The 25,776-nt window shown below is 68.5% G+C and carries 23 protein-coding genes; 8 read left to right on the top strand and 15 right to left on the bottom strand.

Annotated features, from left to right (window positions below; all coding sequences use genetic code 11):
- The first annotated feature begins 6 nt into the window (after window positions 1-6).
- On the top strand, window positions 7-984 hold the full coding sequence (whiA, locus tag ASD37_RS03665; RefSeq protein ID WP_082569994.1) for a DNA-binding protein WhiA: 978 nt from the start codon (window positions 7-9) through the stop codon (window positions 982-984).
- Here whiA and ASD37_RS03660 read toward each other — a convergent pair.
- Window positions 981-2,669: a triacylglycerol lipase gene (locus ASD37_RS03660; protein WP_056548190.1), complete on the bottom strand. Its 1,689-nt coding sequence runs from the start codon at window positions 2,667-2,669 to the stop codon at window positions 981-983. The genes whiA and ASD37_RS03660 overlap by 4 nt on opposite strands.
- A gap of 336 nt (window positions 2,670-3,005) precedes the next feature.
- Here ASD37_RS03660 and gap point away from each other — a divergent pair, with 336 nt between their 5' ends.
- From gap to secG, 4 genes are all read left to right on the top strand, one after another.
- Window positions 3,006-4,028: a type I glyceraldehyde-3-phosphate dehydrogenase gene (gene gap, locus ASD37_RS03655; RefSeq protein WP_056548188.1), complete on the top strand. Its 1,023-nt coding sequence runs from the start codon at window positions 3,006-3,008 to the stop codon at window positions 4,026-4,028.
- Window positions 4,029-4,038: 10 nt separating this feature from the next.
- Window positions 4,039-5,283 carry a phosphoglycerate kinase gene (gene pgk, locus ASD37_RS32140; RefSeq protein WP_056548186.1) on the top strand — a complete coding sequence of 415 codons (1,245 nt, stop codon included), beginning with the start codon at window positions 4,039-4,041 and terminating at the stop codon, window positions 5,281-5,283.
- Between the two features lie 9 nt (window positions 5,284-5,292).
- Window positions 5,293-6,078: a triose-phosphate isomerase gene (tpiA, locus tag ASD37_RS32135; protein WP_056548185.1), complete on the top strand. Its 786-nt coding sequence runs from the start codon at window positions 5,293-5,295 to the stop codon at window positions 6,076-6,078.
- Between the two features lie 67 nt (window positions 6,079-6,145).
- Window positions 6,146-6,382, top strand: coding sequence for a preprotein translocase subunit SecG (gene secG, locus ASD37_RS03640; protein WP_056548182.1), 237 nt, complete (start codon window positions 6,146-6,148; stop codon window positions 6,380-6,382).
- Here secG and ASD37_RS03635 read toward each other — a convergent pair.
- Window positions 6,366-7,637, bottom strand: a complete 1,272-nt coding sequence (locus tag ASD37_RS03635; RefSeq protein WP_056548172.1) for an ankyrin repeat domain-containing protein — start codon at window positions 7,635-7,637, stop codon at window positions 6,366-6,368. The two genes, secG and ASD37_RS03635, sit on opposite strands and share 17 nt — an antisense overlap.
- A gap of 139 nt (window positions 7,638-7,776) precedes the next feature.
- Window positions 7,777-9,444, bottom strand: coding sequence for an amidohydrolase (locus tag ASD37_RS03630; RefSeq protein WP_056548169.1), 1,668 nt, complete (start codon window positions 9,442-9,444; stop codon window positions 7,777-7,779).
- A gap of 101 nt (window positions 9,445-9,545) precedes the next feature.
- Between ASD37_RS03630 and ppc the strand changes: the two genes are divergently transcribed.
- On the top strand, window positions 9,546-12,347 hold the full coding sequence (gene ppc / locus ASD37_RS03625) for a phosphoenolpyruvate carboxylase (protein ID WP_056548167.1): 2,802 nt from the start codon (window positions 9,546-9,548) through the stop codon (window positions 12,345-12,347).
- Here ppc and ASD37_RS03620 read toward each other — a convergent pair.
- From ASD37_RS03620 to ASD37_RS03600, 5 genes are read right to left on the bottom strand one after another with little or no spacing between them, the layout of a single operon-like run.
- A complete protein-coding gene (locus ASD37_RS03620; protein ID WP_200959744.1) occupies window positions 12,344-12,640 on the bottom strand; it encodes a nitrile hydratase accessory protein in 297 nt (98 codons plus the stop codon). The genes ppc and ASD37_RS03620 overlap by 4 nt on opposite strands.
- Window positions 12,637-13,299: a nitrile hydratase subunit beta gene (gene nthB / locus ASD37_RS03615; RefSeq protein ID WP_056548162.1), complete on the bottom strand. Its 663-nt coding sequence runs from the start codon at window positions 13,297-13,299 to the stop codon at window positions 12,637-12,639. The genes ASD37_RS03620 and nthB overlap by 4 nt, the downstream gene beginning before the upstream one ends.
- Window positions 13,299-13,916, bottom strand: coding sequence for a nitrile hydratase subunit alpha (gene nthA, locus ASD37_RS03610; protein ID WP_235567960.1), 618 nt, complete (start codon window positions 13,914-13,916; stop codon window positions 13,299-13,301). Before nthA ends, nthB begins: the two co-directional genes overlap by 1 nt.
- A 19-nt stretch (window positions 13,917-13,935) precedes the next feature.
- Complete coding sequence (locus tag ASD37_RS03605; protein ID WP_056548158.1) at window positions 13,936-15,240, bottom strand: cytochrome P450; 1,305 nt, start codon at window positions 15,238-15,240, stop codon at window positions 13,936-13,938.
- Between the two features lie 8 nt (window positions 15,241-15,248).
- Window positions 15,249-15,626, bottom strand: coding sequence for a hypothetical protein (locus tag ASD37_RS03600; protein ID WP_056548156.1), 378 nt, complete (start codon window positions 15,624-15,626; stop codon window positions 15,249-15,251).
- A gap of 67 nt (window positions 15,627-15,693) precedes the next feature.
- On the opposite strand from ASD37_RS03600, the gene ASD37_RS03595 reads away from it, so the two are divergent.
- Complete coding sequence (locus ASD37_RS03595) at window positions 15,694-16,683, top strand: hypothetical protein (protein ID WP_056549774.1); 990 nt, start codon at window positions 15,694-15,696, stop codon at window positions 16,681-16,683.
- 28 nt (window positions 16,684-16,711) lie between these two features.
- On the opposite strand, the gene pgl is transcribed toward ASD37_RS03595, so the two are convergent.
- The 5 genes from pgl to tkt are packed head-to-tail and all read right to left on the bottom strand — an operon-like array spanning window position 16,712 to window position 23,138.
- Window positions 16,712-17,452, bottom strand: a complete 741-nt coding sequence (gene pgl / locus ASD37_RS03590; RefSeq protein ID WP_056548153.1) for a 6-phosphogluconolactonase — start codon at window positions 17,450-17,452, stop codon at window positions 16,712-16,714.
- Entirely contained in the window at window positions 17,445-18,356 is a 912-nt protein-coding gene (opcA, locus tag ASD37_RS03585) for a glucose-6-phosphate dehydrogenase assembly protein OpcA (RefSeq protein ID WP_056548148.1), read from the bottom strand. Before opcA ends, pgl begins: the two co-directional genes overlap by 8 nt.
- A gap of 1 nt (window position 18,357) precedes the next feature.
- Window positions 18,358-19,914: a glucose-6-phosphate dehydrogenase gene (gene zwf / locus ASD37_RS03580; protein WP_056548146.1), complete on the bottom strand. Its 1,557-nt coding sequence runs from the start codon at window positions 19,912-19,914 to the stop codon at window positions 18,358-18,360.
- 3 nt (window positions 19,915-19,917) lie between these two features.
- Window positions 19,918-21,039 (bottom strand): transaldolase, encoded by a 1,122-nt coding sequence (tal, locus tag ASD37_RS03575; protein ID WP_200959743.1) that lies wholly within the window; start codon window positions 21,037-21,039, stop codon window positions 19,918-19,920.
- A gap of 5 nt (window positions 21,040-21,044) precedes the next feature.
- Window positions 21,045-23,138, bottom strand: coding sequence for a transketolase (tkt, locus tag ASD37_RS03570; protein ID WP_056548142.1), 2,094 nt, complete (start codon window positions 23,136-23,138; stop codon window positions 21,045-21,047).
- A gap of 217 nt (window positions 23,139-23,355) precedes the next feature.
- On the opposite strand from tkt, the gene ASD37_RS03565 reads away from it, so the two are divergent.
- The gene (locus tag ASD37_RS03565; protein ID WP_156720751.1) at window positions 23,356-24,294 is read left to right on the top strand and encodes a heme o synthase; all 939 of its coding nucleotides are present in this window, start codon (window positions 23,356-23,358) and stop codon (window positions 24,292-24,294) included.
- Window positions 24,295-24,314: 20 nt separating this feature from the next.
- Here ASD37_RS03565 and arfB read toward each other — a convergent pair whose 3' ends face one another.
- Together arfB and ASD37_RS03555 are read right to left on the bottom strand one after the other, a co-directional pair.
- On the bottom strand, window positions 24,315-24,746 hold the full coding sequence (gene arfB, locus ASD37_RS03560; protein WP_056548138.1) for an alternative ribosome rescue aminoacyl-tRNA hydrolase ArfB: 432 nt from the start codon (window positions 24,744-24,746) through the stop codon (window positions 24,315-24,317).
- 8 nt (window positions 24,747-24,754) lie between these two features.
- On the bottom strand, window positions 24,755-25,765 hold the full coding sequence (locus ASD37_RS03555; RefSeq protein ID WP_056548135.1) for a quinone oxidoreductase: 1,011 nt from the start codon (window positions 25,763-25,765) through the stop codon (window positions 24,755-24,757).
- Window positions 25,766-25,776 lie beyond the last annotated feature (11 nt).

Here is a 25,776-nt window from a genome sequence, read left to right as displayed (position 1 = left end):
GTGGCGATGACAGCCGAGGTCAAGGACGAGCTCAGCCGACTGGTGATCAACTCGGTGAGCGCGCGACGTGCGGAGGTGGCGTCCCTTCTGCGCTTCGCCGGTGGCCTCCACATCGTGGCGGGCCGCGTGGTGGTCGAGGCCGAGGTGGATCTCGGCGTCATCGCGCGGCGCCTGCGCAAGGACATCCACGACCTCTACGGCTACAACGCCGTCGTGCACGTGCTGACGGCCAGCGGCATCCGCAAGGGCACCAGGTACGTGGTGCGCGTGGCCCAGGACGGGGAGGCGCTGGCGCGTCAGACCGGACTGCTGGATCTGCGCGGTCGTCCGGTGCGCGGGTTGCCGGCCCAGGTCGTCGGCGGCAGCGTCGGTGACGCCGAAGCCGCTTGGCGTGGAGCATTTTTGGCGCACGGCTCGCTCACCGAGCCGGGCCGTTCGTCGTCGTTGGAGATCAGCTGCCCCGGTCCGGAGGCGGCACTGGCCCTCGTCGGCGCGGCGCGTCGGCTCGGCGTCAGCGCGAAGGCTCGCGAAGTGCGGGGCAGCGACCGGGTGGTGGTGCGCGACGGCGAGGCCATTGGTGCGCTGCTGACGCGGATGGGCGCCCAGGACACCAGGCTCACCTGGGAGGAGCGACGCCTGCGCCGTGAGGTGCGGGCGACCGCGAACCGACTCGCCAACTTCGACGACGCGAACCTGCGGCGTTCGGCAAGGGCGGCGGTTGCCGCCGCGGCCCGGGTAGAACGCGCACTGAACATCCTCGGCGACACCGTTCCGGACCACCTGTCCAACGCGGGCAGGTTGCGGGTCGAACACCGTCAGGCGTCACTCGAGGAATTGGGTCGCCTCGCGGAGCCGCCGATGACGAAAGACGCGGTGGCAGGCCGCATTCGGCGATTGCTGTCGATGGCCGACCGCAAGGCCAAGCAGGACGGCATCCCCGACACGGAGTCGGCCGTGACACCGGATCTGCTCGACGACGCCTAGGCGGCGACCGCCGCCGGATACGCCAACGGATTGGCTGCCCGGTTGCCGGCGAGCGCGTCGAGGACCGCCGCCATCGCCTGCGGGCTGGTGTAGATGTTGGCGTGGCCGAGGACGAGTCCCGGGTACAAGTCCTGCAGGACGACGTTGGTGACGTTCGGTCCGGTCAGGGCTTGCTGGGTGTAGGGCGTGACGACCTCGTCGTTGACCGTCGAGATGGTCGTGTACAGCACCCCCGGTCGGGTGTCGCCGTTGCCGTAGACCTCGTGCTGAAATGCCGATCCCACCCCCTGTTGAAACAGGGCGGGTGCGATCGCGTCGGCGATGCCGACGAGCAGCGGACCCAGGATCGGGATCGACTGAAACCCGTTCAGGCGGTTGAAGTCGGTGCCGTGGTTGCTCGGGGCGATGCCGATGAGCTGGGAGACCTTGTCGGCTCCGCCGAGTTCGTTGAGGTAGTAGACCGGCAAGATGCCGCCGCCCTGCGAGTGCCCGATCAGGATGACCTTCGGGGCCCCGGTCAGCTCGAGTACCCGGTTCACCTCCGCGGCGAGTTCCAGGCCGGATTGGCGGATGTCGCCCATGGCCTGGATCGGGAAGTTCGGCTCGGCGGTGGTGTTGCCGTAGTTGAACGTGAAGACCTTGTATCCGGCGTTGGCCAGCACCGGTGCGCCGACCGACCAGTTGACGCCCTGGGTCCCCGTCGTCCCGTTGAGCAGGATGACCGGCAGCGGATGCTCCGCCGTCACCTTGATCGACGGGTCGTTGGCCCCGGCGGGTGGCTTGGTGGGCGTGAAGAACGCGAGCCCGTCGACGAGGCCGTAGTTGACGGTGAACCGGCCGCCCGGGGGTGACAGCGGTGCCCCGACCAAGGTCCGGCCGACCGCGGCCGCGGCGTTGGCCACCGACATCGCCAACATGTAGGGCACGCCGAGGAAGCTGGAAGGGCCGAAGGCGTGGGCGACGATGGTCGCGGCGGTGTGCACCGCCGACACCGACACCGTTGCGACGTCGACCGCCAACCCGGCGAGCTGTAGGTCGGCCCGCGGCTTGATGGTCGGAGCGGGGTTGGGTGCCACGACCGGGACGGCTGCGACCGGGGGAGTTTGCGGGGTGGGAGGGACCGGCGCCTGGACACTGCGCAGCGTGGGGGCGGATTTCGTCGGTTCGGTTCGGGACACCTCGGATCGCGGCACCACGGGTGTATTCGGCTGCTGGGCATGCTTGTTGGGTTCGCGCGGGACGGCGGCGGTGACGGTGGCTGCTTCGGGTGCCGGCGGCTCGACGTCGACGGTTGGCGTCGGATCGGGCTGCTCGGGCTTGGACGCCGGGGGTTCGGCGTCGTCGTGTGACGCCGCCGCGGACGGGCTGCTGGCCGGGCTGGACGGCGGTTTCGTGGAGGACGCCGGCTTGGACTCTGGGTTCGACTTCGGGTTCGACTTCGGGTTCGACTTCGGGTTCGACGCCGGGTTCGACTTCGGGTTCGACCCGGTGTCCGGCTTGTCGGTCTGCTGAGACGAGGACGGCCCGGCGGACCCGGACGCCCCCTCGTCGGCCTGGGCTACGCCAACGCTGCCCAGCGCTCCGGCGGAGAACCCCGCCACCACGACCGCGGCAAGCGCGAGCCGCATCCGCGGATACCGCTCCGACGGACGGTGCGAACTGGGACGGTGGGAACTCTCGTACATCTCAACCTCCGACTCGAGCTAACGGACCGTAGCCGCTCCGCGCCCGCGACCGCCGCGGTTCGGTCGAATCGGCCGCCGCAGTTACCGTGAGTCGACGGACGCCCTTCGGGTGGGCGCGTACGTCGGCGGTCCGCTGCTTCGCCCCTCACGACATCGACTCGGCAGCAAGCGAAGTCGATGCTTGCGTCGCCGACGCGCCGGGTGACGTACCGAGACCAGAGTCTGGCCGCCCACTGACCAGCCTTCGCGTCGGGAGGGTCGCACCACTAGGCTGATCCCCGAGCACGAGACGGGGCCAACGTCCCGGAGCATCTTCGAGATCTAAGGAGCACGACAGTGACCGTTCGGGTAGGCGTTAACGGCTTCGGCCGAATCGGACGCAACTTCTTCAGGGCCCTGGACGCGCAGAAGGCCCTCGGCAACAACGTCGACATCGAGATCATCGCGGTCAACGACCTGACCGACAACGCCACGCTGGCGCACCTTCTGAAGTTCGACTCGATCCTGGGCCGGCTGCCCTACGACGTCAGCCTCGAAGGCGACGACACCATCGTCGTCGGCGACACCAAGATCAAGGCGCTCGAGGTCAAGGCCGGTCCGGCCGAACTTCCGTGGGGCGACCTGGGCGTCGACGTCGTCGTCGAGTCCACCGGCATCTTCACCAACGCCGCCAAGGCGAAGGGGCATCTCGACGCCGGAGCCAAGAAGGTCATCATCTCCGCGCCGGCGACCGACCCCGACATCACCATCGTCATGGGCGTCAACGACGACAAGTACGACGGCAGCCAGAACATCATCTCCAACGCCTCGTGCACCACGAACTGCCTCGGCCCGCTGGCCAAGGTCCTGCACGACGAGTACGGCATCGTCAAGGGCCTGATGACGACGATTCACGCCTACACCCAGGACCAGAACCTTCAGGACGGACCGCACAGCGACCTGCGTCGCGCCCGCGCCGCCGCCCTGAACATCGTCCCGACCTCCACCGGCGCGGCCAAGGCGATCGGCCTGGTCATGCCCGAGCTGAAGGGCAAGCTCGACGGATACGCCCTTCGCGTACCGATCCCCACGGGTTCGGTCACCGACCTCACCGTGGAGCTGGCCAAGTCGGCCACCGCCGACGAGATCAACGCGGCCATGAAGGCAGCAGCCGAGGGCCGCTTGAAGGGCATCCTCAAGTACTACGACGCGCCGATCGTCTCGAGCGACATCGTCACCGACCCGCACAGCTCGATCTTCGATTCGGGTCTGACCAAGGTCATCGACAACCAGGCCAAGGTCGTGTCGTGGTACGACAACGAGTGGGGCTACTCCAACCGGCTGGTTGACCTGGTCGCGCTGGTCGGCAAGTCGCTGTAGAGCCGGGTCCGTGGCTTCTTCCTCCGCAACCTCCATCAAGTCACTGTCTGATCTGCTGGCCGAGGGGGTCGAGGGTCGGGGCGTACTGGTGCGCTCCGACCTGAACGTTCCGCTCGACGACGAGGGGACGATCACCGATCCCGGTCGCATCCTCGCCTCCGTCCCGACGCTGAAGGCGTTGTCGGATGCCGGAGCCAAGGTCGTCGTCACCGCTCACCTCGGGCGGCCGAAGGACGGACCCGACCCCAAGTTCTCGTTGGCGCCCGTCGCGGCGGCCCTCGGTGCGGAATTGGGCAGGCACGTCCAGCTGGCTGGCGACGTCGTCGGCTCCGATGCGCTCGCGCGCGCCGAAGGCCTTACCGACGGTGACGTGTTGATGGTCGAGAACATTCGCTTCGACCCCCGTGAGACCAGCAAGGACGACGCCGAGCGGCTCGCGCTGGCCAAGGAGCTGGCCGAACTGGTCAGCGCGGCCGACGGTTCGCCCGGTGCGTTCGTCTCCGACGGATTTGGCGTGGTGCATCGCAAGCAGGCGTCGGTGTACGACGTCGCGACGATCCTCCCGCACTACGCGGGACTGTTGGTCGACACCGAGGTCAAGGTGCTCGAGCAACTCACCAGCTCGACGCAACGCCCATATGCGGTGGTGCTCGGCGGCTCGAAGGTCTCCGACAAGCTGGCCGTCATCGAGAACCTGGCCACCAAGGCCGACAGCATTGTCATCGGCGGCGGCATGTGCTTCACCTTCCTTGCCGCACAAGGTATTTCAGTAGGCACCTCGCTGCTGCAGCCGGAGATGATCGACACCTGCAAGAAGCTGCTCGAGGACTACGGCGACGTCATCCACCTCCCGGTCGACGTCGTCGTCGCGGAGAAGTTCTCCGCCGACTCCCCGGCCGAGACGGTGGCCGTGACGGCCATCGCCGACGACCGGATGGGCCTCGACATCGGGCCCGAGTCGGTGAAGCGATTCACCGCCCTGCTGTCCAACGCCAAGACCGTGTTCTGGAACGGACCGATGGGCGTCTTCGAGTTCCCGGAGTTCGCCGCGGGCACCAAGGGCGTCGCCGAAGCAGTCATCGGCGCGACGGCCAAGGGCGCGTTCAGTGTCGTCGGTGGGGGAGACTCCGCCGCCGCCGTGCGCCAGCTCGGTCTGCCCGAGGACGGCTTCTCGCACATCTCCACCGGTGGCGGTGCGTCGCTGGAGTACCTCGAGGGCAAGACGCTGCCCGGCATCTCGATCCTCGCAAACTAGGAGACATCCGTGGCACGCAAGCCGCTCATCGCCGGCAACTGGAAGATGAACCTCAACCACTTCGAGGCCATCGCCCTGGTGCAGAAGATCGCCTTCTCACTGCCGGACAAGTACTTCGACAAGGTCGACGTGACGGTGATTCCGCCGTTCACGGATCTGCGCAGCGTGCAGACCCTCGTCGACGGCGACAAGCTCCGGCTCACCTACGGGGCCCAGGACGTGTCCAAGTTCGACTCGGGCGCCTACACCGGTGAGATCAGTGGCGCGTTCCTGGCCAAGCTCGGCTGCACGTTCGCGGTGGTCGGCCACTCGGAGCGCCGCACGTACCACGCCGAGGACGACGCCCTGGTCGCCGCCAAGGCCGCCGCCGCCCTCAAGCACGGGCTGACGCCGATCATCTGCATCGGTGAGGCACTGGAGATCCGTGAGGCGGGAGAGCACGTCTCCTACTGCGTCACCTCGCTGCGCGGATCGCTCGCCGGGCTTTCGGCCGATCAGATCGCGAACGTCGTCATCGCCTACGAGCCGGTCTGGGCGATCGGCACCGGCCGGGTGGCGAGTGCCGCCGACGCGCAGGAAGTCTGCGCCGCGATCCGCATCGAACTGGCCGAGCTGGCGTCGGTCGACGTTGCGGCCACCGTTCGGGTGCTCTACGGCGGCTCCGTGAGCGCCAAGAACGTCGGCGAGATCGTCGGACAGGCCGACGTCGACGGTGCCCTCGTCGGAGGAGCGTCCCTGGACGGCGAGCAGTTCGCGATCCTGTCGGCGATCGCCGCCGGCGGACCGTTGCCCTGACCCGCCCCCGAACCCGTCGCCTGACCCCGATTCCTCGATTCGACGGGTCGCCGGTATTCTGGCGACCATGATTTTCGCCCTGCAGATCACCCTCGTCGTCACCAGCGTTCTGGTGATCCTGTTGGTGCTTCTGCATCGGGCCAAGGGCGGCGGCTTGTCGACGTTGTTCGGTGGCGGCGTGCAGTCCAGCCTCTCCGGATCCACCGTCGTCGAGAAGAACCTCGACCGGCTGACCTACTTCATCACCGCCATCTGGCTGGTGTCGATCGTCGCGGTCGCCCTCCAGATCAAGTACGGCTCCTAGTCCGCAGAATCTTCGCCGTCTTCTCGGCGTGACCGTGTTCGGCCCAGCCCAGCGGCGTCGCGCCGTGTTCTGTGTCGCGCACGTCGGGATTCGCCCCGCACTCCAGTAGCGCCTCGACCAATTCGACGTCGCCGATCCAGGCGGCGTGGTGCAGCATCGTGTGACCGCCGACGTCGGCGTCGAGGTCACCGCCTGCCGCCGCCAGTGCGCGCACGCCCGCGGGGGTACCCGCCCCGGCGATGGGCGGCTCCGACGGTTCCGCCCGCCACGGCGACGGTGAGCTCACCGGCCGCCCTGCGGTGAATCCGTACGAGGCGAGCAGGTCGAGCCGTTCGGTGAAACCGTGGTCCCGCGCCCAGTCGACCTGCCGCTGCACCATGTCCGCCGGGGTCTCCAAAGCCTCACCGAGTCGGCGGTGCCACGGCCCGCCATCCCCGCGACCGAGGCCGGCGGGCAACAGGATTCGCAGATGGTCGTCGTCGCGGGAGAACATTCGGTTGTACAGCGTCTGCGCATCGTTGGGGTCTGCGCCGCGGTGGATCAGCTCCGCCGCCAGCTCGGCGCCGACCGGATGCCGCGGTTGGCGTCCCGGCCCCGCCTCACCCTCGCCGAAGCACAGCGTCAGCACGGTGAACGGTGTCGGGAGTCCGAGCCAGAGGTAGCCCGCGTTCGGATCCGCGCCCGCGTCAAGGAGCAACCGCGCCGTCGCCACCGGATCCCGTTGCGGCACCCGCGACGCGGCGAGGTGTAACAGCGCGGTCCAGCCGAACGGGCCGCCCTGCTCGGTCGCTCCGTGCGGGTGGGTCTCGAGGTGGCGTCGCACGGCCACGACGTCACCGACGGCCGCCGCGGCGTGCAGGCTGCGCGCGGGTAGCTCGGGGTTGGCACGCAAGATCTCATCGGCAGCCACCCACCTGGCTGGGCCGTCGCCCTGGGAGTAGGTCAGGCAGGCCAGCGACAGGAACCGCGCGAGCGGATCGTCGTCGACGGTGACCGTCGGGTCACGGCGGAGCTGCTCGGCGGTCCGCAGATACGCCTGAAGTCGGGGCCAACTGCTGAAGCCGACCGCACGGGCGACGACGTGTTGCGCGGCGGTCAACGCGAACGCCGCCGGATCGGCGGGTGCCCCGGCGGGGTGATGACGCGAGACCAGGGTGAGCGCCTCGGGATCGTTGCCGCGGACCGCCCGTTGGAGGCGGCGGGCGTCGCGGCGGAACCGCTCGAGGGAGGGATTGTTGGGCAGGGACGGGGCCATGGCGGCCTCCTTTCGTCGCACCCGAAGTCCGCTGCGTCGGGCCGAAAGGAGACGGGCCTGATTGGTCGTGCCACCAGGTGGGTTGAACCCATTTCCGCGGACCGGAGGCGCCCTGGACGCCTGCCGCGACGCTACCGGATCAGCCGCCGTTGGGGAACCATCGACCTTCGAACACCGTACCGAGAACCGGAATCTCGTTGAGCCGCTCCGGATTCACCGAATACGGGTCCTCACCTAGCACGGTGAAGGTGGCGAGCTTGCCGACGGAGATGCTGCCGAGGTTGTCCTCCATCCGCCACGAGTACGCGGCCTCGACGGTCACCGCGCGCAGGGCGTCGTGCACCGAGATGCGCTGCTCGGGCCCGGCGACGCGACCGCTGGGCGTCCGGCGGTTGACCGCGCACCACGCCAGGGTCAACGGGTCGGCCGGACCCATCGGCAGATCGGAGTGGAAGGACAGGGGGATGCCGCGGCGCAGGACCGACGCCGACCGCACCATCGCGTCGGCGCGGGCCGCGCCAAGACCGTGGGCGGCGTACTTGTCGGCGAACCCGACGGGGTAGTAGGGGTTTGCCGACACGATGGCGCCGACCCGGGCGATCCGGTCGACCTGCTCCTCGGTGGAGTTGGCGAAGTGCACGATCACGGTGCGATGGTCGCTGCGGGGATGCCGGGCCATGCACTCCTCGACGGTGTCGAGCACCAGGTCGAGTGCGGCGTCGCCGTTGACGTGGACGTGCAACTGCCAGTTGGCATTCCAATACGCTGCCGCAAAGGCCCTGAACACCTCCGGCTGCATCATCCACTCGCCGTGGTGACACGGATCGGGGTGGCCTTCGTCGTCGAGGTACGGCTCGCGCATCTGCATGAGCTGGCTGATGATCGCGCCGTCGGCGAACAGCTTGACCTGCTTGGGCAGCAGCCGGACCTTGCCCTCGCTCGCGCGCGCGACCTGTCGCTCGGCGTCGGCGACCGCGTCGGCGGGATCCATCCCCGCGTCCGCCTGACTGCGGGCGTCGACGAGGAACGTCGAGAGCAACGGGGTGTCGCGGTCGCCGAGGACGTCGAGGTAGAGCTGCCACGGCTCCACGTCCCACATGATGCCGGGCTCGTTGAAGGCGGTCACGCCGTTTGCCCGCAGGTAGGCCACCATCTGTCGCAACCCGGCGGCGACGCGGTCCGGCGGCATGAAGTGCGGTGCCAGCCTCGGCAGCAGCAGGTTCATGCCCGTCTCCCACCAGTGGCCGGCGGCGACGTCGACCATGTCGCTGGCCGACCCGTGCCCGGACATGTCGTCGGCCGTGATGCCGAGGACGTCGACGGCCGCCGAGTTGAGGAACCACTCGTGACAACTGCGCTGCCACACCGCGATCGGCCGGGTGCGGCTGATCGCGTCGAGCACGCTGCGGTCCAGGGGGCCGTGCCACAGCCGGTGATATCCCCAGGAGATCAGCCATGCCCGAGGGTCGACGACGGCTCGCTCGGCGTCGGCCAGTCGCGAGCGATACTCCCGTTCGGTGGCCGCGGCGGGGCACCGCCGTCCGGGGAGGTCCCAGTCCTCGGGGGCGATGACGTCGGTCATCAGGGTGGTGGCGCCAAGCACGGGATGCAGGTGCTGGTCGATCAGCCCGGGCAGCAGGACGGCGTCGGCGAACCGGTCGTCGACGACCCCCGCACCGCTCAGCGTCTCCGGCGACCCGACGGCGGCGACCCGGTCTCCGGCGACCGCCACCGCCGTGGCGTCGGGCCGGTCGGGGTCCATCGTGATGATCCGACGGGCCGGGAAGATCGTCTGATGCGCCGCCACGTGGCGATCTTGCCGCACGCCCGGGCAGGTCGGGGCGGGAACGGCACGGCGACGCGGGGCTCGGACTGCGCCCGGTTCGCGGTACGTCGATACTTGTCGTCATGGCCGACGCTCCCGACACTGCCCTCGCACCCATCGGCTCGGTGCGCCGAACCCAGGTCGGTCGTGAGGCCACCGAACCGATGCGTGAGGACATCCGCCTGCTGGGCAGCATCCTCGGCGACACCGTGCGTGAACAGAACGGCGACCACGTCTTCGACCTCGTGGAGCGGGCTCGCGTCGGCGCCTTCCAGGTACGGCGGTCCGAGATCGACCGCTCCGATCTGGCCAGCCTGTTCGACGGCGTCGACGTGCAGGAGGCGATCCCCGTCATCCGGGCCTTCACCCACTTCGCCCTGCTGGCCAACGTCGCCGAGGACATCCACCGGGAACGGCGCCGCGCCGTCCACGTCGACGCGGGTGAGCCGCCGCAGAACAGCAGCCTGGCCGCCACCTACCTCAAGCTGGAATCGGCCAAGCTGGACTCCGAGACGGTCGCCGACGCGCTCACCGGCGCGTTGGTGTCGCCGGTCATCACCGCGCACCCCACCGAGACGCGCCGTCGGACGGTGTTCGACACCCAGCACCGCATCACCGAGCTGATGCGCCAGCGCATGCACGGCCAGACCCGCACCGACGACGGCCGCAGCATCGACCAGGAACTGCGCCGCAATGTCCTGGTGCTGTGGCAGACGGCCCTGATTCGCCTGTCGCGGTTGAAGATTCAGGACGAGATCGAGACCGGCCTTCGGTACTACCCGGCGGCCCTCTTCGAGGTCATCCCTCAGGTCAACGCCGAGGTGCGCACCGCGCTGCAGGCCCGCTGGCCCGACGCGCACGTGCTGGAGCAGCCGATCCTGCGTCCCGGCTCGTGGATCGGCGGCGACCGCGACGGCAACCCGAACGTCACCGGCGAGGTGGTCCGGCTGGCCACCGGCAGCGCCGCCTACACCGCCTTGGCGCACTACCTCGAGGAGCTGACCTCCCTGGAGGAGGAGCTGTCGATGTCGGTGCGCCTGGTGCGCATCAGCGACGAGTTGAAGGCGCTCGCCGACACCTGCGGCGAACCGGCCCGCGCCGACGAGCCCTACCGCCGCGCCCTTCGGGTGATCCACGGCCGGTTGACGGCGACGGCGGCGGCAATCCTGGACCGCCAGCCCGAGCATCAGCTCGACCTCGGCATGGAGCGCTACGAGACGCCCGAGCAGTTCCTGGCCGACCTCGACGTCGTCGACGCGTCGCTGCGCGCCAACGGCAGCGCCTTGCTGGCCGACGACCGCCTCGCGCGCCTGCGGGAAGCCGTGCACGTCTTCGGTTTTCACCTCTCCGGTCTGGACCTTCGCCAGAACTCCGACGTGCACGAAGAGGTGATGGCCGAACTGCTGGCATGGGCCGGCGTACACCCCGACTACCGCTCGCTGTCGGAGGCCGACCGGGTGGACGTGTTGACCGCCGAGCTGGCGACCCGTCGCCCGCTGGTGAGCCCCGGTGCCGAGCTCTCCGAGCTGGCCCGCAAGGAATTGGACATCACGGCCGCGGCGGCACGGGCGGTCCGGACGTTCGGTCCGCAGGCGGTGCCGAACTACATCATCTCGATGTGCCAGTCGGTGTCGGACATGCTCGAGGCGGCGGTCTTCCTGAAGGAGGCGGGCCTGCTGGACGCCTCGGGGGAGGAGCCGTACAGCCCCGTGGGAGTGGTGCCACTCTTCGAGACCATCGACGACCTGCAACGCGGATCGTCGATACTCGAGGCGGTGCTCGACATCCCGCTGTACCGGGCGTTGGTGCACGCGCGTGGCGAGCAGCAGGAGGTGATGCTGGGCTACTCGGATTCGAACAAGGACGGCGGCTACCTGGCCGCGAACTGGGCGCTCTACCGTGCCGAGCTGGACCTCGTCGAATCAGCCCGCAAGACCGGAATTCGCCTGCGGCTCTTCCACGGTCGTGGTGGCACCGTCGGCCGTGGTGGCGGGCCGAGCTACGACGCGATCCTCGCGCAACCTCCCGGCGCGGTGAAGGGCTCGTTGCGCATCACCGAGCAGGGTGAGGTGATCGCCGCCAAGTACGCCGAACCGACCATCGCGCACCGCAACCTCGAGACCCTGCTCGCCGCGACACTGGAGTCGACGCTGCTCGACACCGAGGGGCTCGGGGGACTTGCCAAGGACGCCTACGAGGTGCTCGACGATCTCGCCGCGCGCGCACAGCGGGCGTACTCCGAATTGGTGCACGAGACACCGGGTTTCGTCGACTACTTCAAGGCGTCGACCCCGGTCAGCGAGATCGGCGCCCTCAACATCGGCAGCCGCCCCGCCTCCCGCAAGCCGACCACGGCCATCTCCGACCTTCGGGCGATCCCGTGGGTGCTGGCCTGGAGTCAGTCGCGGGTGATGCTGCCCGGTTGGTACGGCACCGGCACGGCGTTCGAGGAGTTCATCGCCGACGGCGACGAGGAGGCCCGGCTCGCGGTGCTCCGCGACCTCTACGAGAAGTGGCCGTTCTTCCGCTCGGTGCTGTCCAACATGGCGCAGGTACTTGCCAAGGCCGACATGGGCCTGGCGGCCAGGTACTCCGAGTTGGTCGACGACGAAGCGTTGCGGCACAGGGTGTTCGATAAGATCGTCGCCGAGCACGACAGAAGCATCGCGATGTTGCGGGCCATCACCGGCCAGGACGATCTGCTGGCCGACAACCCGGCGCTGGCACGCTCGGTGTTCAACCGCTTCCCCTACCTCGAACCGCTCAACCACCTGCAGGTCGAGCTGCTGCGCCGGTACCGCTCCGGCGACGAGGACGAACTGGTCAAACGGGGGATCCTGCTCACCATGAGCGGGTTGGCGACCGCTCTGCGCAACAGCGGCTAACCCAGTTCGATCGGTGCGCCGTGCGGCGTCCGGCGGGCTGCCACCGCCCAGGCCTCCCGGTTGCTCGACAGCGCCTCGTCGGACGCAAGGTCCTTGCCGACGACGAGTTGCTCCAACGCCGCCAGCCAGTGGCCGTAGTAGTCGTCGGGGTCGCCGTCCGTCTCAGCGCGCCTGATCTGCGCTCCGAGGGCGTCGGCCCATTCGCCCGCCGTCACCACGCCGGCGTCCTGCAGGGCGAGCACCATGGCGAAGGCACGCGCCTGCCACGGCGCCCCGAAGGCCGGCTCGGTCACCGGGCGTCCTCGAGATACGGCTCGAATGCGTCGACGGACACGGTGGTTCCTGGTTCGGCGTCCTCACCCCACAGTTCCGTGCCGTCGAACCGAACGGTGTACAGCCATTGCGGATCTTCGCCAGCACCGGTGACGACGGCGTCGGGGAAGACGTGCGCACCGTGCACCCGTTCGACGACGCCGAGCCGCCCGCGCACGTACCGCGGCAGGCGGGTGTGGGAGAGCGGATGGTCGTTGCGGGTCCGGACCCGTTGGCCGACGTCGAATCGCCGCGGCGCCTGCGGTTCGCGGGTGAACGAGCCACGCTGTCGCACGGCGGGCACTCGCGCCACGGTGAACGCGCCGCGTGGCAGCTCACGTCCGGTGGTGGTCGACTGCCCGTTGGTCAGCTCGGCCTGGTCGACGAGGCCGTATTCGACGAGCAGCAGCTCGAGTCGCCGTAGCCACCGCTCGTAATACGAGCTGGACAGGTAGACCACCGGTGCGAGGCGCTCGATTCCGTATCGACCCACGTCGATGTTCCAGACGCCGGCGGCGCCCATCGTCATGCTCGCCGCGAACGCCCGGCCCTCCCACCGGTGGTGAAATCGGGGTTCGTCGAGCTCCGTGGCCACGGGGCCGAAGCCGTCCATGCCGCCGAGGTCGTGGATGCCGTCCATCAGCTCGGCCCGCCGGGCGACGTCGGCACCCGGACGCCGATCATGCTGTCCCTGTCCACCAGGGCGGCGAGCCGAGTCTCGTCGAAGTCCTCGGTGCCCGCGGGCCGCATGGGCACCACCAGGTAGCGCGTCTCGGCCGTCGAATCCCACACGCGCACAGCGACGTTCGGGTCCAGCCGCAAGCCGAACTCCGCAAGTACTGCGCGAGGTTGCTTGACGGTCCGCGACCGGTAGGCAAACGACTTGTACCAGGTCGGCGGCAGGCCGAGGACGTCCCACGGATAGCAGGAGCACAGCGTGCACACCACCACGTTGTGAACTTCCGGGGTGTTCTCCACGGCGATCAGCAGCTCGCCGACGTGACCGTCGTCGGCGAACTCGGCGACGGCGGTGGTCGCGTCGGCCAGCAGGGCTTCCCGGTAGTCGGCGTCGACCCAGGCGCGTGCCACGGCCCGGGCGCCGATGTGCGGACCGATCCGGGTCTCGTGGGCTTCGACGATGGCGTCGAGCGCCTCGGAGGTGACGTAGTTCTTCTGCGTCAGTACGGTTTCGAGCGCGCGGACCCGTAGGTCGAGATCGGACAGGGACGACCCCGTCGGTTCGTCGTGCGTGGCCACCAATCGACGATACCCAGGATCACCGCGTGCGGTAGTCGACCCGACAAATGTCCGCGGAACGGGCGACGCCACCGATCTGCGCGGGCACCGGACGCGGATATCGGTCCCATCCAGGCGTCAGGTCGTAGCGGTGGAGCAGGCGGATCATCGCCGTGGTCATCGCGGCCAGTGAGAACGGCTGTGCCGGGCACGAGTGCCTGCCGTGCCCGAAGGCGGTCACCAGCAACGGCGACGCCAGCGCGGACGCGTCGGCCAACCGGTGCCGATGCCAGCGGTCGGGATTCCAGAGTCCCAGACCGGGAGCCGCCGAGGTGTTCAGCAACGGCAGCAGCGTGGCGATCGTCCACCCTGCCGGCACGTCGACGACGCCCGCCCCGGTGTCGAAGGCGACCGTTTCCAGCACGGACCTGGCCATGATCGAACGTTGCGCCAACCGGGTGCTCTCGAGCGCACAGCGCTGGGCGAGGTCGGCGTCACCGGCGGCGACGAGGCGCGCCGCGGCGGGGTGTTCGACGAGGTCCACCAGCGCCCAGCCCAGGGCGGCCATCAGGTTCGACATCGAGGCGATGTGAATCAGCGCGACGTCCATGGCGATGCCGCGGACGCGGACCTGCTCCGGCTCCGCCTCCCACGCCGCGACGATCCGGCCGAACAGCCCGTCGTCGGAGTCCGTGCCCGAATCCACTTGGCGCACAGCCGCTCCGACGACGTCGGCCACCTCGTCGAGCGCCGCCCGCTCGGCCCGTTTGCCCGACGCGGCGACGGCCGCCATCGCATCGGGGTGCACGAATGCGTCCGATCCGTCGAGGACGTCGAACGCGCGAACCATTCGCTCGAAGGCCTCTCCGTCGGCACACCCCGGACCCGCCCACGACGCCAACCCCATCCGATGGCCCAGTCGCCGGGTCAGCGCGAACAAGTCCACCGATCCCCGCTTACCCAGTTCGGCTTCGGTGGCGTCGAGCGCGTGGTCGAGATGCGCCAGGTAGGACGAGACGTCGTCGCGGCGGAACAGTGCGCCCGGCAGCAGTCGCCGACCCGCGAACACCTCGTCGGGCAGCTTGCGCCGCAACATCAGGTAGTCGGCGACACCCTTGCTGGCCGACTCCTCGGGCAGCGCGTAGAACGACTCGACGCCGGTCGGGGAGAACGTGAAGAGGTAATCGTGGCCCCCACCCGCACTTTGACTTCCACTGCGCACCACGAACGAGTCTCCGTAGCGGGCGCGCGCAGCCGCCACCGCGGCCACCGCGTCGTCAACCGGGACGTCCCACGGCAGGCCGACGCCGTCGGCGACCGGAAGGACCTCGAGTGGTCCTGGCACGTCGCTCTCTACAGACCGGCGCTCTTGCGCACTGCGTTGAGCGCGCCCCGCACCGCACTTTCGGTCGCCGCCAACGGCGCCACCACGGATTCGCCGACGCTGACGATCCGTTCGACCCGGCCGACGATGGCTTCGAGGCGGTCGACCACGCCGAAGAGTCGAGGCGCCAACTCGTCGATGCGGGTGATGGTGGCGTTGAACCGCTCGAGAGTTATGTCCAGGCTGCTCGTCGACGCGTCCAGGTCGGCCAGGGTCTGTCCGAGGTCGGCGAGGATCGCCTCCACTTGCTCGACGGTGGCGTCGGCGTTCAACGCGGCATGGGTCAACGTCCTGATGCGTTGCCGTGCCGGTGCTTGCCGTCGCCGGCCGTCGCCCTTGTCTGCCATGGCAGTCAGTATGGCTGCTTCTGGTTGGCCGCCGTTGCAGATCGCAAGCAGCTAGCCTGTGGTGTCGATGTCGACGAATCCAGAGAGGGCGTTTCGCGTCCTTGCGAGCGCTGCACTGTGTGGTGTTGGCGCCGAGTTGCTCTCGGGATACGGTCCCAGCACCGGGCATGCCGGGCAAGTGGCGTTCGGGCTCGTCTTCTTCAGCGCTCTGTACGGCGCCCCTGCACTGCTGGTCCGTGAGCTGGTACGCCGACACGGCTGGGGATGGGGCAGCCTGTTGCTGTTCTACGCCGGATTGGGTGTCGTCCAATGCTGTCTCGTCGACCAGTCCCTGTTCAGCATCGACTATCAGGGCTACGACGGATGGCAACAGGCCCGCGAAGGAACCTGGCTGCCGGTCCTCGGCATATCTGCCTACAACGCGGCGACTTTCGTGTTCGGGCACATGATCTTCAGCTTCGGTGCGCCAATCGCCATCGCGGAAGCATGGCACCCGACGTCCGCGAAACGGTCGTGGCTGACTCCATGGGGTGTCGCGCTCGCAGTAATGGCCTACGGTGCGACGGCCGCGATGATCGTCGCAGACCCGGAGTCGCACTCAGCCAGCACCATGCAGTTGATCGGCAGCACCGCCGTGGTCACGATCCTGTTCGGTCTGGCAGCGTGGGTGGGCAGCAGAAGCAAGCCCCGGGTGACGCCGTCACCACGGCCTGCGGTGGGGGTGGGCACGGCGGTGGCGGCGGCCGGAGCGCTCGGGTTGGTGATGGAAGCCGTTCCACCGACATGGCCGGGCGTGACGGTGTACCTGTGCACCGGACTCCTCGGAGGGTGGCTGCTCACGCGATCGTCGTCGTCGCCCTCGTGGACGACGACACACGTCGCGGCCGTGGGTCTGGGAGTCCTGATGGCCCGCGGCGTCCTCGCATTCGTCGGCGACCCCGTTGGTGGGGAGGTGGCACCCATACCGAAGTACGGACACAACGTCGCGATGCTCGCGATCGTCGGAGTCCTCGGGTGGTGGGCGCTGCGCCGCACGAGCCGGGTTCCTACGGACTGACGACCACTCGTGTCATGGGGCGCCATGCCTACAGATTTGCCGCGGCAGCTTTGTCCAGCAGCCACACAGTGGCGTCGCGACCGACGGCACCCGCTGCGGGCACGTCGTCCGCCGACGCGCCGCCGACAGCGGCGGCCACGGCCTCGGCCTTCTCCGACCCGGAGACGACGAGCCACACCTCGCGTGACCGGACGACGGCGGGCAGCGTCAGGGTGATCCGCACCGGCGGTGGCTTGGGGGAGCCGGTGACGCCGACGACCATGCGCTCGGTCTCACCGGTCGCCGCGGAGTGCGGGAAGAGCGAGTTGACATGCCCTTCTCCGCCCATACCGAGGAGGTGGACGTCGAAGGCAGGTGTCGGCGAGCCGTCGGGAGCGTTGGCGGCCAGCACCTGTTCGTAGGACAGCGCTGCGGCGTCGACGTCGTCACCGAACTCGCCGTCGCTCGCCGGCATCGCGTGCACGTTGGCCGCCGGGATGGCGATGTGGTCCAGCAACGCCTCGCGCGCCTGCTTGTCGTTGCGCTCGTCGTCGTCGGCGGGCACGTAGCGCTCGTCGCCCCAGAACAAGTGCACCTTGGCCCAGTCGATGGCGTCGTCGTGGTCGCCGAGGTGCTTGAGCAGCTTGACGCCGGTGCCGCCGCCGGTCACCACGACGTAGGCCGAGTCGCGCTTGGCGATGGCTGCGACGATCGCCAGGACCAACCGGTCACCCGCGGCGGCAACGAGGGTGTCGGCGTCGGCGTAGGTCTCGATCACGGTGTCAGACATATTGCACCTCGGCGATTCCCTTCAGCGCGGCCAGGTAGATCTCGTCGGGGTCGAGCCGACGCATGTCTTCCGCAAGGCACTCGCGAGTTTCCCTGCGCGCCAACGGAAGTTTTGCCTCGGGCTTGGCGGTGCGCGCCAGGGTGGCGGTCACGCCCTCCTGAGGTCGGCTGAGGGTGATCGTCTCGCTGGCCCGGACCAACTCGACCTTGAGCTCACCGACCGCGCGTGTCACCGGACCGTCGATCCGGCTGGCCAACCAGCCCGCCAGGATGTCGAGCGCCGGTTCCTCCTTGCGGCCCGAGACCAACGCCGACTGGATGTCTTCGTGCGGGCCCTGGTCCAGCGCCGAAGTCAGCATCGCCCGCCAGTAGGTGATCCGGCTCCATGCCAGATCGGTGTCACCCGGGGTGTAACCCTCGAGCCTGCTCTTGATGCACGCCAACGGGTCGACACCGTAGGTGGCGTCGGTGATCCGTCGAATCGCCAACTGCCCCAACGGGTCCTGTGCAGGCACGCGCGGAGCGACGTCGGGCCACCACGCCACCACCGGGGTGTCCGGCAGCAAGAAGGGCGTCACCACGCTGCTGGCCTGCGCCGCCAGTGGGCCGTGCAGCTTGAGCACCACGACCTCACCCGCGCCGGCGTCGTGACCGACGCGGATCTGGGCGTCGAGCTTGGCGTCGGCGGCGTCGCGGTCGACGGGCAGCACCACGATGACGCGGCAGGGATGCTCGCGGCTGGCCGCGTTGGCCGCCTCGATGGACTCCTCGAGAACGGTCTCGCTGTCCGGGGCGATGACGAGGGTGAGGACCCGCGCCATCGTGAACGCGCCGCCCTCTTCCCGCAGTCCGTCCAGCTTCTTGTTCACCGCCGTGGTGGTGGTGGCTTCCAGGTCGACGATCACGTTAGGGCCTCCGCCATTCTCGCCCGGTTCGGGCCAACATCTCCGTGGCCGATTCCGGACCCCAGCCGCCCGACTCGTACGGGTCCGGCTTGCCGCCGTCGGCGTCCGACGCCGCCCAGTGCTCCAGTGCGGGATCGAGTATCTCCCAGGACAATTCGACCTCTTGGTTGACCGGGAACAGCGACGGCTCACCGAGCAGGACGTCGAGGATCAGTCGTTCATAGGCCTCGGGGGAGTCCTCGGCGAACGCGGACCCGTAGGAGAAGTCCATGTTCACGTCGCGGACCTCCATGGCGTGGCCCGGCACCTTCGACCCGAAGCGCAGCGTGATGCCCTCGTCGGGCTGCACGCGGATCACCAACGCGTTCTTGCCGAGCTCGTCGGTCATCGTGGCGTCGAACGGCAGGTGCGGAGCGCGTTTGAACACCAGGGCGATCTCGGTCACCCTGCGGCCCAACCGCTTTCCCGTACGTAGGTAGAACGGCACCCCGGCCCACCGTCGGGTGTCGACCTCGAGGGTGATGGCGGCATAGGTCTCGGTGGTCGACGTCGGGGAGAAGCCCTCCTCCTCGAGCAGCCCGACCACCTTCTCGCCACCCTGCCAACCTGCGGTGTACTGGCCGCGAGAGGTGTTCTCGCCCACCGGTTCTGCCAGCCGCGTCGCCGAAAGCACCTTGATCTTCTCGGACTGCAACTCGGCAGGACTGAAGCTGACCGGCTCCTCCATGGCAGTCAGCGCCAGGAGCTGGGTGAGGTGGTTCTGGATGACGTCACGGGCGGCGCCAACGCCGTCGTAGTAGCCGCCACGCCCACCAAGCCCGATGTCCTCGGCCATGGTGATCTGCACGTGGTCGACGTAGTGCGCGTTCCAGATCGGGTCGAACAGCTGGTTGGCGAAGCGCAACGCCAGGATGTTCTGCACCGTCTCCTTGCCCAGGTAGTGGTCGATGCGGAACACCGACGACTCGGGAAAGACGCTGTTGACGACCTTGTTGAGCGAGCGGGCGCTCTCCAGATCATGACCGAACGGCTTCTCGATGACGACCCGGCTCCACCGGTCGTCCTCGGGTCGCGCCAGCCCTGAGGTGGACAGCTGCTCGCACACCGTGGGGAAGGCCTTCGGTGGGATCGACAGGTAGAAGGCGTGGTTGCCGCCGGTGCCGCGTTCGGCGTCCAGCTTGTCCAGCGTCTCCTTCAACCGTGCGAAGGAGTCGGCGTCGTCGAACGTGCCCTGAACGAAGCGGATTCCCTCGTTGAGACGGTCCCAGACCTCCTGCCGGAACGGCGTCCTGGCATGTGCCTGCACCGCCTTCAACACGATGTTGCCGAAGTCCTCGTCCTGCCAGTCGCGGCGCGCGAAACCGACCAACGCGAACGTCGGCGGCAGCAGGCCGCGATTGGCCAGGTCGTAGATCGCCGGCATCAACTTCTTGGTGGCCAGGTCTCCCGTAACACCGAAGATGACCACCGCACACGGACCCGCAATCCGAGGCAAGCGCTTGTCGAGCTTGTCACGAAGCGGGTTCTGCCATTCGTCGCCCACCGAAGTGCTACTCAAGGCTCAGGACTTCTTCTGGTCCAACTGACCCTGGGTCGCCTCGATCAGCTCACCCCACGACTTCTCGAACTTGTCGACGCCCTCGTTCTCCAACGTCAGGAAGACGTCGGTGAGGTCGATGCCCACGTTGACCAACCGGTCGAACAGCATCTGGGCCGCACCGGAGGTGCCACTGATCGTGTCGCCCTTGACCTCGCCGTGGTCGGCGACGGCGTCCATCGTCTTCTCGGGCATCGTGTTCACCGTGTTCTTGGCGACCAGCTCGGTGACGTAGAGGGTGTCGGAGTAGTCGGGGTTCTTCACGCCGGTGGAGGCCCACAGCGGCCGCTGCACCCGGGCGCCGTCGGCGGCCAGTGCCTCGAACCGCTCGCCACCGACGAACACCTGCTGGTAGGCGGCGTAGGCGAGGCGGGCGTTGGCCACGCCGGCCTGTCCGCGCAGCTCCATGGCTTCGTCGGAACCGATGGCCTCCAGCCGTGCGTCGATCTCGGAGTCCACGCGTGAGACGAAGAACGACGCCACCGAGTGGATCTTCGAGAGGTCGTGTCCGGCCTCCTTGGCCTTCTCCAGACCTTCGAGGTAGGCATCCATGACCAGCCGGTGCCGTTCGACCGAGAAGATGAGCGTGACGTTGACCGAGATGCCCTCGGCGATGACCGCGGTGATGGCGGGCAGACCCTGCTCGGTGGCGGGGATCTTGATCAACAGGTTGGGCCGGTCGACGATCTTCCACAGCTCGATCGCCTGCAGGATCGTCTTGTCGGCGTCGCGCGCCATCCGCGGGTCGACCTCGATGCTGACCCGACCGTCGATGCCGTCGCTGGCCTCGTAGGTCTTGGCCAACAGATCACACGCGTTGCGGACGTCGTCGGTGGTCACCGTGCGGATGGTGGCCTCGACGTCGGCGCCACGCTCGGCCAACTCGGCGATCTGCGCGTCGTAGGCGTCGCCCTTGGACAAGGCTGCCTGGAAGATCGACGGGTTGGTGGTGACGCCCACGACGCTCTTCGTGTCGATGAGGGTCTGCAGGTTTCCGGTCTGCAGCCGCTCACGCGACAGGTCGTCGAGCCATACGGACACGCCTTCGGCGCTGAGCGCCGCCAGGTTCGGGTTCTGAGTCATCAATGCTCCTAGTTGTCTAGTGATCGCTCTGCAGCGGCTGCCACGGCTTCCGCCGTGAAGCCGAACTCGCGGAACAACGTCTTGTCGTCCGCCGACTCGCCGTAGTGCTCGATGGAGACGATCTCGCCCGTGTCGCCGACCAGCTTGTGCCAGCTCTGCGCGACGGCGGCTTCGACCGCGACACGGGCCGACACCTCGGGAGGCAGCACGCTGTCGCGGTACTCCTTGGGCTGGCTCTCGAACCACTCGACGCAGGGCATCGAGACGACGTAGGCGGTGATGTCCTTCTCCGCCAACAACTTCTTCGCCTCCACCGCCAACTGCAGCTCCGAACCGGTGCCGATGATGATGACGTCGGCGTCGTCGGCGGGGGTCCCGCCGCCGAGGACGTAACCGCCCTTGCTCACCCCTTCGAAGCTGGTGCCCTCGAGTACGGGGATGCCCTGCCTGGTCAGGATGAAACCGACCGGGCCGCTGCCGTTCCCGCGCGCCACGATGCTGCGCCAGGCGTAGGCCGTCTCGTTGGGATCACCGGGCCGGACCACCGACAGGTTGGGGATCGCCCGGAGTGCGGCGAGGTGCTCGATCGGCTGATGCGTCGGTCCGTCCTCGCCGAGCCCGATCGAGTCGTGGGTCCAGATGTAGATGGTGTCGATGTCCATCAGCGACGCCAGCCGGACCGCGGGCCGCATGTAGTCCGAGAACTGCAGGAACGTGCCACCGAAGGCACGCGTCGGCCCGTGTAGCACGATGCCCGACAGGATGGAACCCATCGCGTGCTCGCGGATGCCGAAGTGCAGCACCCGGCCGTACCAGTCGGCCGTGAAGTCCTCGGTGGAGATCGACGGCGGACCGAACGACTTCACGTCCTTGATCGTGGTGTTGTTGCTTCCGGCGAGATCGGCTGAGCCGCCCCACAATTCGGGAAGCTTCGGCGCGACGTCGTTGAGCACCTGGCCGAAGGCGGCGCGAGTGGCGACGGCCTTGGAGCCCGGCTCCCAGTACGTCACGTCGGAGTCCCAGCCGTCGGGCAGCTCTTGGGCGAGCAGACGGTCGAGCAGCTTCTTGCGCTCTGGCTCACGCTCGGCCCAGGCGTCGAATTCCGGCTGCCACTTCTCGTGGGCCTCGCGGCCGCGGTCGACCAGCTTGCGGGTGTGCTCGATGACCTCGTCGCGCACCTCGAAGGTCTTCTCCGGATCGAAGCCGAGGATCTTCTTGGTGGCGGCTACTTCCTCGTCGCCGAGTGCCGAGCCGTGCACGCCGCCGGTGTTCATCTTGGTGGGTGCGGGATAGCCGATGATGGTGCGCACCGAGATGAAGGACGGCTTGTCGGTCACCGACTTGGCGGCCTTGATGGCCTCCTCGATCCCGGTGACGTTCTCGCCGCCCTCGACCTCCTGAACGTGCCAGCCGTACGCGCGGTACCGGGCCGGGACGTCCTCGGAGAGCGCGATGTTGGTGTCGTGCTCGATCGAAATCTGGTTGTGGTCGTAGAACACGATCAGGTTGCCGAGCTGCTGGGTGCCGGCGAGCGAGCTGGCCTCGCTGGTGACGCCCTCTTCGAGGTCGCCGTCGGAGGCGATCACGTAGATGAAGTGGTCGAACGGGCTGGTTCCCGGCGCCGCGTCGGGGTCGAAGAGACCGCGCTCGTAGCGGGCGGCCATCGCCATGCCGACCGACGAGGCCAGGCCCTGGCCCAGCGGCCCGGTGGTGATCTCGACGCCCTTGGTGTGCCGGAACTCCGGGTGCCCGGGGGTCTTCGACTTCCAGGTCCGCAGCGACTCGATGTCTTCGAGCTCGAGCCCGAACCCGCCGAGGTACAGCTGGATGTACAGCGTGAGGCTGCTGTGCCCGCAGGACAGGATGAACCGATCCCTGCCGAGCCAGTGCACATCGCTGGGGTCGTGCCGCATCTGCCGCTGGAACAGCGTGTACGCCAACGGCGCCAAGCTCATTGCGGTACCGGGGTGGCCGTTTCCGACCTTCTGAACCGCGTCTGCCGCCAGGACCCGAACCGTGTCGACGGCGACCGAGTCGACGTCAGCCCAGTCTTCGGGGTGGTTGGGGCGGGTGAGTGCGGAAATCTCTTCCGTTGTGGTCACGATCGAGCTCCTCGTGTCGTCAAGCTGTCACCCAATACCCTAGTGCGGACCGTGACATCGCCGCAGGCCGCGTCACCCAAGTTGGCCGGGCGTTCACCAACGGCCACCCCGTATTGGTGAGCGCGCGGTTCCACGGTCTACCATCGCCTGTAGTAGAAGCCAGCGTGCTGCCGCGAAATTCGAGGAGAACAACTGCGTGAGCATTCGCGAGCGCCGTATTTCCCCCGAGGCGCAGGGTTCGGCGTCGCCGGGCAAGGGGTTCGGTGCGAGAGTTCGAACCACCCTGCTCGCCTACCTGGCGCTGACGAAGCCCCGCGTGATCGAGCTGCTGCTCGTCACGACGATCCCGGCGATGCTGCTCGCCGATCGCGGCACCGTCGACCCACTCCTGATCCTGAACACGTTGTTCGGCGGGATGCTCGCGGCCGCGGGTGCCAACACGTTGAACTGCGTGGCCGACGCCGACATCGACAAGGTGATGAAGCGGACCGCGCTGCGGCCCCTGGCCCGTGCCGCCGTCCCGACCCGGCATGCCCTGATCTTCGGTCTGGTGCTGACGGTTGGGTCCTTCGCCTGGCTGTGGTGGACCACCAATCTGCTCTCCGGCGTGCTCGCCGTCGCGACCATCGCCTTCTACGTCTTCATCTACACCCTGCTGCTGAAGCGCCGAACGTCACAGAACGTCGTCTGGGGCGGCGCCGCGGGCTGCATGCCCGTGATGATCGGCTGGTCGGCGGTCACCGGAACCATCCAGTGGCCCGCGCTGGTCATGTTCGGCATCATCTTCTTCTGGACGCCGCCTCACACCTGGGCGTTGGCGATGCGCTACAAGGACGATTACAAGGCTGCGGGCGTCCCGATGCTGCCGGTCGTCGCCACCGAGCGTCAGGTCACCAAGCAGATCCTGATCTACACCTGGCTGACGGTGTTGACCACGCTGGGCCTCGCGCTGGCCACCGGCTGGCTGTACGCCGCGGTCGCGCTGCTGGCCGGCGCCTGGTTCCTGACGATGGCCCACCAGTTGTACGCCGGGGTCAAGCGCGGTGAGGCGGTGAAGCCGCTGCGGTTGTTCCTGCAGTCCAACAACTATCTGGCCGTGGTGTTCTGCGCACTGGCCGTCGACTCGGCGTTCGCGCTTCCCAGGGTTTTTGGATAACCAGGGTTTCGGCTAACCAGCTAGCTCGCGTCCCAGCCCCCGCGGCGCCCCTCCTTGATGCCCCCTCGTCGCTTCTTGTCGACGAGACGGCGCTCCTTGGCACCCCGTGACGGCTTCGTCGGCCGACGGGTCGGCGGGGGAGCCGCCGCGGCCGCCCGCAGCAGGCGCGCCATCCGCTCGCGCGCAGCCGCCCGATTCTGCAGCTGACCACGATGCTCGCTGGCCGTCACCGTCAGCACGCCGCCGGTCAGCCGGGTGCGCAGTCGGCACAGCATCTGATACCGCAGCCGTTCCGGGACCGACGGCGAGCGAGCCAGGTCGAAGGACAGCTCGACGCGGCTGTCGGCGGTGTTCACACCCTGGCCACCCGGACCCGACGACCTCGAGAAGCGTTCGCTGAGTTCGGCTGCCGGCACCACGAAGGTCCGGGTGACCACCAGATCGTCTGCCACGTCGCGAGCTACGGAACCAACGCCACGGAGCCGACCGTCTTGCGGCCCTGCAGATCGCCGTGCGCCCTGCCCGCGTCGGCCAGCGCGTAGCGCTCGCTGACGGTGATCGACAGCGTCCCCGTGGCAATCGCGTCGAGTAGTTCGCCCGCTCGCCAGGAGAACTCGTCCGCGGTGCGGGTGTAGTGCGCCAACGTTGGCCGGGTCAGGAACAGCGAGCCCGCACTGTTCAGGCGTTGCGGGTCGAACGGGGGCACGGGGCCGCTGGATGCGCCGAACAGCGCGAGCGTGCCCCGGACGGCCAGGCTGGCAAGGCTGGCCTCGAAGGTCGACGCACCGACCCCGTCGTACACGGCGGCGACGCCGTTGCCGCCGGTGAGCTCCTTGATCCTGGCGCCGAACTCCGCCGCTGACATCCCCCGGTCGCTTCGCTCCTGCCCGCCGGTGTCGTCGGGGTAGTCCAGCACCTCCACCGCGCCGGCTTGCCGGGACAGCTCGGCCTTCGCCTTCGTCGAGACGGTGGAGATGACCTTGACCGCCATGCTGGTCGCCCACTGCGTGAGGATCAGGCCGACACCGCCCGCGCCGGCGTGCACCAGGATCGTGTCGCCCTGCTGAACGGGGTAGAGGGACTTGAGCAGGTAGTGCGCAGTCATGCCCTTCAGCAGCGAGGACGCCGCGACTTCGGCGGAGACGGCGTCCGGCACGTAGGCCACGAAGTCGGCTGGCGCGACGGTGTACTCGGCGTACGCGCCGTCGGCCTGGGCCGTGACGACGCGATCACCGACGTTGAGGGCCGCGACGTCGTCGCCGACGGCGGCCACCGTGCCGCACACCTCGGTGCCGACGACGAACGGGAGCGGCCGCGGGTACAGGCCGGATCTGAAATAGGTGTCGATGAAATTGACGCCGATGGCGTCGGCCTTGATCAACACCTGCCCGGGGCCGGGTGTCGGTTCGGGCTTCTCGACGTAGGAGAGGACTTCGGGGCCGCCGGTTTCTTTCACTTCGATCGCGTACATGCCACCTATCA

The sequence above is a fragment of the Mycobacterium sp. Root135 genome, assembly GCF_001426545.1.
GTDB lineage: Bacteria > Actinomycetota > Actinomycetes > Mycobacteriales > Mycobacteriaceae > Mycobacterium.
Note: the sequence above shows the minus strand (reverse complement) of the source record. Positions and strands in the feature narration are given on the sequence as shown.

Coding starts and splice junctions, on each gene's coding strand:
- secG (WP_056548182.1), top strand. CDS start 6,146: ATGATTTTCGCCCTGCAGATCACCCTCGTCGTCACCAGCGTTCTGGTG.
- ASD37_RS03600 (WP_056548156.1), bottom strand. CDS start 15,626: ATGGCAGACAAGGGCGACGGCCGGCGACGGCAAGCACCGGCACGGCAA.
- ASD37_RS03555 (WP_056548135.1), bottom strand. CDS start 25,765: ATGTACGCGATCGAAGTGAAAGAAACCGGCGGCCCCGAAGTCCTCTCC.
- pgl (WP_056548153.1), bottom strand. CDS start 17,452: ATGTCTGACACCGTGATCGAGACCTACGCCGACGCCGACACCCTCGTT.
- ASD37_RS03595 (WP_056549774.1), top strand. CDS start 15,694: ATGTCGACGAATCCAGAGAGGGCGTTTCGCGTCCTTGCGAGCGCTGCA.
- ppc (WP_056548167.1), top strand. CDS start 9,546: ATGGCCGACGCTCCCGACACTGCCCTCGCACCCATCGGCTCGGTGCGC.
- nthB (WP_056548162.1), bottom strand. CDS start 13,299: ATGGACGGCATCCACGACCTCGGCGGCATGGACGGCTTCGGCCCCGTG.
- ASD37_RS03660 (WP_056548190.1), bottom strand. CDS start 2,669: ATGTACGAGAGTTCCCACCGTCCCAGTTCGCACCGTCCGTCGGAGCGG.
- whiA (WP_082569994.1), top strand. CDS start 7: ATGACAGCCGAGGTCAAGGACGAGCTCAGCCGACTGGTGATCAACTCG.
- ASD37_RS03635 (WP_056548172.1), bottom strand. CDS start 7,637: ATGGCCCCGTCCCTGCCCAACAATCCCTCCCTCGAGCGGTTCCGCCGC.